We start from the raw sequence: 9,802 nt of genomic DNA, 5'->3' as shown, positions 1-9,802 counted from the left end.
CGTCTGGGCCGTTTGACGCCGATCGAGTTCGAGACCATCATGAACCAGAACCTGGCCCTCGCGGCCTAACCGAAACTGTCACCACTTCGTTCAGCAGACCCTCTTGTATCGAACCGAAATCGAGGACGAGCGCCGGAGGCCAGGATCAAACGCCACGAACGAGGTCATCGCCCTCAGCTCGCGCGGAGTGTGACCGGTCGCCCAGCGCATTGCGCGCGTGAGCTGAGGCTGGTCGTAGTAGCCGGCGACGGCATCGGCGATCGATCCCCCTGCCGCGAGGAATTGCGCCGCCCTCTGTGCCTGCTCGATGCTCGCGAGCTTGCGGTGCGATATACCCATCGCCCGGCGACGTTCTACATCGCCCCCAACTGTCACGGCTGTGAGGTGCGCAATCAGGGGCTCGGTGTGATCGGAGGGCGGTGCGAGGCGGTCGCCCACGGTGCTCGTCGCCAGTGGTCCGACCATGTGACACTGTTCCTGGGCGACGCGCCCTCACCCCTGTTTGAGGGCGACGCGCTCAAGCCCGAAGCGCTCGGATCCAGCCCAGAGGGTGCAGCGCGTCGTCGAGGACGACAGTCACGGAGGTGCTGAGCTCGAGGACGGCCGCGGCGGCGGGTGGGCGGTGGGCTTCGTCAGGCCGATGCCCTGCTTCCATGACACGCTGCTACTCGACCTGGGCCGAGAGGTTGGTGGGCAGGCGGTGCATTACGCACAACCCAGGCGGCGCAAAGATCGTGCCGGGCAGCTACGTCGCCGCCCCGCGCTCGTAGGGATAGCGGCGCGGGTCAGGGCGCTGCGATCACCGGCGACCTCGTCGCGGAGGAACTCGATGCCGCTTCCCGGCGGCATCGCAGCCACTGAACCGTCGCCTTCAGAGTGGCACTCAGGCGGTGGCGGCCGTCTTGGTGGTGAGCTCCTCGGCGATGAGCGTCTCGACGGCGGTCGGCGAAAGGAAGTGCTGGCTCACCATGATCGCTGCACCGAGCACGCCCGCGAAGTCTCGGCTGGTGGACGGCACGATCAGCAGGTGCTCCGTGGCGAGGGGCGTCGAGCGCCGGTACACCACTTCCCGGATGCCCGCGATGAGGTCCTCGCTCGCCCGTGCGAGCAGGCCGCCGATGGTGATCACAGAGGGGTTGAGCAGGTTGACCACAGTCGCCAACACCTCACCGATCTCGCGGCCCGCCTCGCGCGTGGCCCGCACCGCTCGCGCATCCCCCTGGCTCAGCAGGGCGACCAGGTCCGCCGTCGTGTAGACCGGGACTCCGTCGGCGGCCAGGGCGGCGGCGATCGCGGGCGCGCTCGCTATCGCCTCGAGGTCCCTCTCGTCGCCCGGCGGCCGACGCGAATCCCGGCTCATCGGCACCTGCACCCGGCCGATGTCGCCCGCCGTGCCCTGTGCCCCGCGTCGGAGGGTGCCGCCACTGATGATGCCCAGGCCGATACCCGTTGAGACCTTGACGAAGAGGAGGTCGTCAACCGAGGGCCAAACACTCGCGTGCTCGCCGAGAGCGAGGACGTTGACGTCGTTGTCTACCAGGACAGTGGTTCCGAGGCGGCGACCCACAAAGTCGGGGATATCGAAGCCGTCCCACCCGGGCATAATTGGGGGCTTGACGGCGCGGCCTGTCGAGTGCTCGACCGGGCCCGGTACTCCGATCCCCACGCCGGCGAGCGGCGCATCGCGACGGTGAGACGCGGCCAGGAGGGCCTCCGCGCGGTCGCACGCCCACTCCAGCACGGGCTCGGGGCCGTCGGAGATGCGGATGTCGTCTCGCACGCTCTCCAGGACGCGGCCGTTCAGGTCCGTCAGGGCGACGACGCCGTGGGTCGCGCCGAGGTCGACGGCGACAATCAGGCGCGCACTCGGGTTGATGACGAGCCGGGCAGGCGGTCGACCGCCCGAGGAGGCGGCATCGGGCGCCGGCTGCAGAAGCCCTGAAGTCAGCAGGGCGTCCACACGCAACGCGACGGTGGAGCGAGCCAGGCCGGTCAGGGAGATGAGCTCTGCCCTCGTGCGCGCGTTCCCGTCGCGGAAGAGCTGGAAGAAGTCGCCGATGCCTGGTCCCCCCAGCCTGCCGGGCATGCCGTTCATACGGCCCAGTCAATCACACGCGCGGGGAGGGAAGTGCTCAACTCCTCCCATAAGCGGGTATAAGGAGGCATCTCATGAGCATCTTTTAACCGATGGCTTGACACAAGATGCACGAGCGATGTCAAATAACTCCCGTGACAGCGCGCGTCCACACAGCATCGACCGATCCGATCCGTACGGGGATCGTCGGGGGCGGCTTCATGGCGCGAGTTCACGCCCACGCCGCACGGGCCGCTGGAGGACAGGTCGTTGGAATCACGTCGTCCAGTCCGGGAAGCGCCAGGGCGGCGGCCGACCGGTTGGACGTCCCGGTCGCACATGACGACCTGGCCGGGCTTCTGGATCAGGGGCTCGACGTGGTGCACATCTGCACCCCCAACAGCACGCACGCGCGCTATGCCCAGGAGGTGCTCGACGCAGGTGTGAACGTCGTCTGCGAGAAGCCTCTCGCCACCGACGCGTCGTCGGCACGGCGGCTTGCCGCCACCGCGGAGGCGTCCGGCCTGGTCGCAACGGTGCCGTTCGTTTACCGCTTCCACCCCATGGCCCGGGAGGCGCGCGCGATGGTGGGCGCGGGTCGTCTCGGGGAGCTGCTGACGCTGCAGGGCGGCTACCTGCAGGACTGGCTGCTCGACGCCGGCGCCGACAATTGGCGCGTCGACGAGACCGAGGGCGGCCGCTCGCGCGCGTTCGGTGACGTCGGCTCGCACCTTTGCGACTTGATGGAGTTCGTCTCCGGGGAGCGGATCGTTGCGTTGCAGGCGCGTACCCGCATCGCGCACTCGACTCGTAGCGGTCGGGAGGTCCGCACTGAGGATCTCGCCGTCGTGATCTTCGAGACCGCCGGCGGCGGGCTCGGCACCCTCACCGTCAGTCAGGTCGCCCCTGGTCGCAAGAACCGGCTGTGGCTTGAGATCAACGGCACGCAGCGCACTCTGGCCTTCGACCAGGAGCAGCCGGAGTCGCTGTGGGTGGGCGAGCGTGAAGGCGGGCGGGTGCTGCTTCGCGACCCCGATGTTCTGTCGCCCGACGCAGCTCGGCTGGCCGTAGTACCGGCGGGCCATCCGCAGGGGTACCAGGACGCTTTCAACGGTTTCGTGGCCGACACCTACGCGGCCCTGCGCGGAGAGCAGCGGGACGGCCTGCCCACCTTCCAGGACGGGCTTCGGGCCACCGAGGTCACCGAAGCGGTCCTGCTCTCGGCGCGGACCTCGGAGTGGATACGGCTGCACACCGAAAGCCCGACGACCCGAGGGCACCCCCTCATCTGACGTCTCAACCGCGGGTTCAGGCCCAATACAAGGAGGTATTGACTCATGATCACATCACGTCGAACGAGGTGGGTGGGCGCGGCCGCGTTTCTCACCACGGGAGCAATCCTGGCCGGGTGCTCGGGGAGCTCCGCTCCCAGCGAGCCCGGCGAGAAGCCCGACACGCTGCGGATCCTCTACACAACGGCCGAGGCCAACGCGGCCGCCGTCCAGTCCCGTGTCGATGCGTTCGAGGAGGAGTTCGACATCGCGCTGGAGATCGATACGCAGCCGTACGACGCGCTCCAGCAGCGCGTCTTCTCTGAGATCGCTTCGTCGAGCTCCCACTATGACGTTTTCGTCGTGGACACTCCGTGGGCGCCCGCGATCGTCGGCAGCCTCGAGCCCCTGAGCGGCTATATCTCCAACGAGGAGATGAATGAGAACGCCGATGTCGACATCGCGGACTTCATCCCGAAGGTGTTCTTCGACACCGCCGTCTACGACCAGGCGGACCCGATCCGGCAGTTCCCCGACGCGACGAGCGCCCCGGACGTGGAGGCGATCACCTCGGAGGGCTTCGACGTCTACGGCCTGCCGATCCAGGCGAACGCGGCCGTGATGGCGTATCGGAAGGACCTGTTCGAGGCCCCCGACCAGAAGGCGGCCTTCCAGGCCGAGTATGGCCGCGAGCTGACGGTTCCCACCACCTGGGACGAGTACGCCGAAGTGGCTGAGTTCTTCACGCAGCCTGAGAACAACCTCTACGGTACGACTGTCATGGCGGGCGTGGGCGACTGGGCGACGGACGACTTCAAGACGCTGCTCGCGAGCTTCGGCGGCGACGGACACCTCGTCGCGGACGACCTATCGCTCGCGTTCGACAGCCCGGAGGGCGTCGAGGCGCTCACCTACTACCGTGGGCTCGTCGAGAGCGGCGTCGTGCCGCCCGGGAGTACGTCGGCGTCGTGGGACGAGACCGCGACCTCGTTCAACAATGGCATGACCGCGATGACGATCAACTACCACTCGCTCGAGCTGGCCGAGGCGGTCGGCGGGGAGATCGGCTACGCGCCCGTGCCCCGCGCGGAGAGCGAGGGGCCCCACTTCGGCACGTGGATGCTGAGCGTGAACCGTAACTCTGAGCACAAGGACTGGGCGTACCAGGCCGCCGCCTGGCTCACCTCGTCCGAGCAGCAGCTGGCCATGACCGAGCACGAGCTCCATCCGAGCCGTACGTCCGTGTACGAGACCGTGGCCGCGGGGGGCGGGGACAACGCGGAGTTCTACGAGACGCTCGGCCAGTCGCTCGCCGTGGGCGTCGGCCGTGCGCGCCTCACGAACTACATGGAGGTCAGCCACGCCGTCGCTGTCTCCGTCAACCGCGCCGCGTCCGGCGACGCGACGCCCGAGGCGGCCATCGCTGAAGCGGCCGACGCCGTGGCGGCCCTGCTGGAGCAGGCCGGCTACTAGGTCAACCGCTGACCACACGACCAGAGAGCAGCCCATGACAGTCACACTTCCATCGAGGGACCGCCACCCCCTCGGCGGTGCCGCCCAAGCCGTTCCCCCCACCAAGGAGGGCCGGTCCGGCGGCCGATTCCGTTCGCGCCGGCTCCCTTGGCTATACTTGTCGCCCGCCCTGGTGGTGCTCCTGGTCATGACGATCGCCCCGGCGATCTACATCCTCGTCACCAGTTTCAGCAACGCGAGTGTGCTCGGTGGGCAGGGCTCGTTCGTGGGCTTCCGCAACTACGAGGTCGCCCTCACGAGCCCTGCTACCCAGCAGTCGTTCATCGTCACCCTCACGTTCGTCGCGATCGTGGTCGTGCTCGAGCTGCTGCTCGGCCTTGCGCTGGCCGTGCCGTTGGCGCGACAGACCGCTGCGAACAAGGTGGCGGCCACTCTGATGCTACTGCCATTCGCGGTGACTCCCGCCGCGGCCGCGATGATCTTCCGCCAGTTGGTCAACCCGAACTACGGCTGGATCCCCTATTACCTGCAGTTCCTGGGCCTTCCGCCCAACATTGATCTGCTGGGCAACCCCATCACGGCCTGGGCGGTGCTGATCGTCCTCGACTTGTGGCAGTGGACGCCGTTCGTCGCCCTCATCCTGATGGCGGGGATCCAGTCGCTGCCGCTCGAGCCGCGCGAAGCAGCAATGGTCGACGGCGCCAGCGGGTGGCAGGTGTTCCGGCACATCACGCTGCCGGGCCTCATCCCGTTCCTCTCCATCGCGGTCGTCCTGCGCACGATCCAGGCCTTCAAGACCTTCGACTCGTTCAAGATCGTCACCGGCGGCGGCCCCGGCAGCTCGACCGAGATGATCAACCTCGGCATCTACCGCGTCGGACTCCAGACGTTCAATATCGGGCTCGCATCCGCGATGGGCGTGCTGCTACTGATCGTGCTGCTGGTGCTGGTTCCCATCATGCAGCGCGTCATCGGCCGCCGCGCGGACCCGGAGGAGTTGTAATTATGTCATCGACCGTCGAACCGAGGGGCACCTCGTCTGTCCTCCAGCTCGTGCTCCGTAGCTTCGTGTGGGTGTGGCTCGTGATCGGCCTCATCCCCCTGGTGTTCATGCTCGTCACTTCAGTGAAGCCTGCCGGCATTGTGAACCAGGTGCCTCCGGTGTGGATCTTTCCGGTGACGTTCGAGAACTTCGCGACAGTGCTCGCGGGCGGCAGCGGAGTTTCCCGAGGATTCGGAGCCCTCCTGCTCAACAGCGCGATAGTCAGCATCGGCGCGACCGTGCTGACCGTGCTGCTGGCCGTACCCGCCGCGTATGCCCTGTCGATGAGGAGCTTCGGCCCGCGCAAGGGGATCGCCTCGTGGATCCTGTCCACGTACATGTTCCCCCCCATCGTCGCCGTCGTGCCGATCTTCGTGTTCGCAGGAAAGCTCGGGTTGATGGACACCTACCCCGTGCTCATCGTGCCGTACGCCGCCTTCAACCTGCCCATCGCGATCTGGATCCTCCGGAGCACCATCGTGCAGATCCCCTACGAGATCCAAGAGGCGGCCATGGTCGACGGCGCCGGGCAGTGGGTAATCCTGCGCCGCGTGATCTGGCCGCTTCTGGCGCCCTCCGTCGCGACCGTAGCGGTGCTCACCATCGTGCTGACTTGGAACGAGTTCCTCTTCGCGCTCTCGCTCACGCGCAGCGCGGCGAAGACGGCGCCCGTCGGACTGCAGGAGTTCACGGGCATGTTCGGAACCGACTGGGGCAGCATCACGGCCGGCGCGACGCTCATCGTCGCCCCGATCCTGGTGCTGACCATCCTGCTCCGGCGCAGGATGATCTCCGGCCTCACCTTTGGCGCAGTCAAATGACCATCCTGGAAGGAAATCTCATGAGAGCAGTGCTGCTGCCCGGCGACAAGCGGGTCGTGGTCGAGGACGTACCCACGCCGGAGCCCCAAGGCGACGAGGTGCTCGTGCGCACACGGGCGAGCGCCATCTGCCGTAGCGATATGAGCATCTACTACGGCAACCCGATCGTCGGATCCGGTGCGACCGAGCTCATCGTGCCCGGCCACGAGGCGGCGGGAGAGGTCGTCGCCGTCGGACCGAACGTCGCCAGCACGAAAGTCGGTGATCGTGTGGCCGGGTATCTCGCGATCGCGGACCCGAACGCACCGTACTCGGCACAGGGCCTGCCGATGCTCGAGCCCGACTGGAAGTGCTTCGGGTTCGACGTGCACGGTGGCGACGCCGAGTACTTCCTGCTGCCGGAGCGCAACTGTCTACCCCTGCCCGAGACCATCTCCTTCAAGGCCGGGGCCGTCCTGACCGACATGGTGGGCACCCAGTACAGCACCCAGAAGAGGCTCGGCGTCTCCGGCCGGCACACGGTCGCCGTCGTGGGCCTCGGCCCGATGGGCGCCGCGGCCGTGCTGGTGGCGAAGGCGTTGGGCGCGCGCGTAATCGCCGTGGACGTCCTCGACTCCCGTCTGCAGCAGGCATCGGAGCTCGGTGCCGACGACATCGTGAACAGCGCCGACACCGACGCTGCCGAAGCGATCCGCGGACTCACCCGCGGGATCGGGGCCGACGTCGTCATCGAGTGCTCCGGCAACCCGCGCGGGCAGAACAGCGCGTTGGATGCCGCGGCGCGTTGCGGAGCCGTCGCGTTCGTCGGTGAGTCGCGGGCCACCGAGATCAACCCGAGCGAACAGATCATCCGCAAGCTCCTCACGGTGATCGGCGGCTGGTACTTCGGCCGGGGCGAATGGGACGAGATCGTGCGGTTCGTCGAGGATCGAGCGGTGCCCGTCGAGAAGCTCATCAGCCACGAGTTCTCGATCGAACAGGCCGAACAGGCGTTCGCCGCCTTCGACCGTCGCGAGACCGAGAAGGCCGTCTTCGTCTGGTGACCGCAAAGAAAGGCACGAGCATGTTCCGCTACACAGCAGAGATCCTCCCGTACCACGACCATCCCTTCGAGGACGCGGTCCGCGATCTCGCCGAGATCGGCTTCACCGAGATCAACCTCTGGTCCTCCGCCGCGCCGCTGGGGCACCACGTCAATCCCGGCGACGACCCGAGCGAGATCCTCCGCGTCCTGGACACGTACGGCGTGCGCCCGTGTGGTCTGACGACCTACGGCAAGACCCAGGATGAGATCCTCGAGCGGGTCGACTTCGCCGCCGACCTCGGAATCGACACGCTGATCTTCGACTGCGAGGCGAACTATCCCGAGTTCGTCTCCCGCTTCCTGCCTCCCATCGTGGAGGCGGGACGTCGTCGAGGCGTGCGGATCGCGGTGGAGAACCACCTCACCGTCCCGTTCTCGGCGGACTTCGAGCAGGGGGGCAACGAGGACCGACGCTGGGACGAGGGCGTCGACTCGCTCGCGCAGATCAAGCGGCTCGTGCGCGACATCGACGACCCGTTCCTCGGCGTCTGCGTCGCGCCCCCTCACCTGTGGGTCATGCAGGAGGCCGTGACCGAGGTCGTCACCTTCCTCGCCGAGCGCAAGCGCCTCTTCTACTACTACATCTGGGACATCGACCGGAACTACCAGCACGGCGTGGACGGCCTCAACTTCGGCCCGGGGGAGCAGCAGCTCCCGCGTCCGGACGGCACGCTCGACCACCGGGTACTGCTGCGCTCGCTCGCCGCGGTCGGTTACGAAGGCCCCGCGAGCCTGAAGTGCCACGGCACGCACGGCTGGGCGCTGGAGAAGATCGGAGCGCAGCTGCGCGCGTCGGACGCCTATATCCGGCCGATCGTCGACGAGCTGGCGCAATACTGACGAGGATCGTCCGCTCGGGCGACTCCTTTTCGAAGTGTTGGGCACCGTGAGCACAACATCGTCGAGCGCCGTGCCGCCCTGGGCGGCACGGCGCTCGAGCACGTCTCACGCCTCGCGGGGAGGGGCGCCGAGGATCCGTTCTGTGATCAGCTGTCCTACGTCGGCGTGACCCGCGCGGGTGGGGTGCACCTCGTCCTCGAGGAATCCGCGAGCGTGCGATCGTTCTTACGATCCCCACCGGGGTTCGATCTCCACTAGTGGAATGAATCGTTCCGGGTCTCGTGGAGGGTCTGATTCCCCGAGAGGATGATGACTATGCCGGCACCGAGGAAGTATCCGCCGGAGCTTCGTGAGCGTGCGATGAGGCTTGTTGCCGAGGCCAGGAAGGAAGATCCGGAGTTGTCGCTGCACGCGGCGGTGTCCCGGGTCGGGCAGCGTGTCGGGGTGAACTCCGACACGTTGCGGGGCTGGTGCAAGCAGGCCGCGATCGACGCGGGCGGACGCGCAGGGACGACCACGAGCGATGCTGCGCGGATCAAGCAGCTCGAGGCTGAGAACCGGGAGCTGAAGCGGGCCAATGAGATCCTGTTGGCGGCTTCCTCGTTCTTCGCGCGGGAGCTCGACCCGCGACTGCCGTGGTAGTTCAGTTCATCGACGAACATCGTGACCGGTTCGGGGTCGAGCCGATCTGCCGGGTGCTGACCGCGCACGGCGTCAAGATCGCCCCGTCCGGCTATTACGCGTTCAAGACCCGGCTGGCCTCCGCGCGCGCCGTCAGCGACGCGGAATTGATCGTGCAGATCGAGCGGGTGTTCTGGGATCGGAAACTCGGCCGCGGGATCAGCGGGGTCCGTAAGGTCTGGCATCTGCTGCGACGAGAAGGGATCGTCGTGGCCCGCTGCACGGTCGAGCGTCTCATGCGGCAGCAGGGGCTGCGCGGGATCCGCCGCGGCAAGCAGTTCGTCACCCCTCGTCCCGACTCCTCGTCGACGCGGCCCCCAGATCACGTGCTGCGCTGCTTCCGTGCGGACCGTCCGAACGAGCTGTGGGTGATGGGCGTGATTTCGCGGTAGAACGGGGATCGGTATGGTCCGCGACCCTTAGGGCGTGTCTGACAATTGTCGGGTCCAGGCGATGACGGCGTTGAGGATCACGGCGGCGCGGTAGACGACGGCGAGCTTGTCGTAGCGGGTGGCG

9 protein-coding genes, 1 pseudogene and 1 other annotated feature are annotated in these 9,802 nt (G+C 67.4%); of the genes and pseudogenes, 8 read left to right on the top strand and 2 right to left on the bottom strand.

The genetic code is table 11. The features are described 5' to 3' along the window. Positions 1 to 883: 883 nt before the first annotated feature. Positions 884 to 2,095 (bottom strand): ROK family protein, encoded by a 1,212-nt coding sequence (locus tag ASD19_RS07900; protein WP_055990887.1) that lies wholly within the window; start codon positions 2,093 to 2,095, stop codon positions 884 to 886. Between the two features lie 134 nt (positions 2,096 to 2,229). Between ASD19_RS07900 and ASD19_RS07895 the strand changes: the two genes are divergently transcribed. The 8 genes from ASD19_RS07895 to ASD19_RS07860 all read left to right on the top strand — a co-directional run bounded on the left by ASD19_RS07895 (position 2,230) and on the right by ASD19_RS07860 (position 9,678). Continuing rightward, the gene (locus ASD19_RS07895) at positions 2,230 to 3,366 is read left to right on the top strand and encodes a Gfo/Idh/MocA family protein (RefSeq protein ID WP_268777927.1); all 1,137 of its coding nucleotides are present in this window, start codon (positions 2,230 to 2,232) and stop codon (positions 3,364 to 3,366) included. Between the two features lie 72 nt (positions 3,367 to 3,438). After that, positions 3,439 to 4,818 carry an ABC transporter substrate-binding protein gene (locus ASD19_RS07890; protein ID WP_055990881.1) on the top strand — a complete coding sequence of 460 codons (1,380 nt, stop codon included), beginning with the start codon at positions 3,439 to 3,441 and terminating at the stop codon, positions 4,816 to 4,818. 172 nt (positions 4,819 to 4,990) lie between these two features. Continuing rightward, entirely contained in the window at positions 4,991 to 5,821 is an 831-nt protein-coding gene (locus ASD19_RS07885; protein WP_055990878.1) for a carbohydrate ABC transporter permease, read from the top strand. Positions 5,822 to 5,901: 80 nt separating this feature from the next. Then, entirely contained in the window at positions 5,902 to 6,681 is a 780-nt protein-coding gene (locus ASD19_RS07880; protein ID WP_162246656.1) for a carbohydrate ABC transporter permease, read from the top strand. A 20-nt stretch (positions 6,682 to 6,701) separates the two neighbouring features. Then, entirely contained in the window at positions 6,702 to 7,724 is a 1,023-nt protein-coding gene (locus ASD19_RS07875) for a zinc-binding dehydrogenase (RefSeq protein WP_055990871.1), read from the top strand. Next, positions 7,721 to 8,605 (top strand): sugar phosphate isomerase/epimerase family protein, encoded by an 885-nt coding sequence (locus ASD19_RS07870; protein WP_200941086.1) that lies wholly within the window; start codon positions 7,721 to 7,723, stop codon positions 8,603 to 8,605. The genes ASD19_RS07875 and ASD19_RS07870 overlap by 4 nt, the downstream gene beginning before the upstream one ends. A 315-nt stretch (positions 8,606 to 8,920) precedes the next feature. Beyond that, the gene (locus tag ASD19_RS07865; protein WP_055990865.1) at positions 8,921 to 9,247 is read left to right on the top strand and encodes a transposase; all 327 of its coding nucleotides are present in this window, start codon (positions 8,921 to 8,923) and stop codon (positions 9,245 to 9,247) included. Then, positions 9,205 to 9,333: a sequence feature (AL1L pseudoknot), on the top strand. Its footprint overlaps the gene before it by 43 nt. Further along, the gene (locus tag ASD19_RS07860) at positions 9,241 to 9,678 is read left to right on the top strand and encodes an IS3 family transposase (protein WP_055990862.1); all 438 of its coding nucleotides are present in this window, start codon (positions 9,241 to 9,243) and stop codon (positions 9,676 to 9,678) included. (Overlaps the previous feature by 93 nt.) The genes ASD19_RS07865 and ASD19_RS07860 overlap by 7 nt, the downstream gene beginning before the upstream one ends. Before the next feature lie 27 nt (positions 9,679 to 9,705). On the opposite strand, the pseudogene ASD19_RS14535 reads toward ASD19_RS07860, so the two are convergent. Beyond that, a pseudogene (locus ASD19_RS14535) lies at positions 9,706 to 9,802 on the bottom strand (IS5/IS1182 family transposase); the annotation flags it as partial.

Origin of the sequence: Microbacterium sp. Root53 (genome assembly GCF_001426925.1) — a bacterium.
GTDB lineage: Bacteria > Actinomycetota > Actinomycetes > Actinomycetales > Microbacteriaceae > Microbacterium.
The sequence above is the reverse complement of the archived record's forward strand: the minus strand, read 5'-3'. Positions and strand labels throughout refer to the sequence as shown.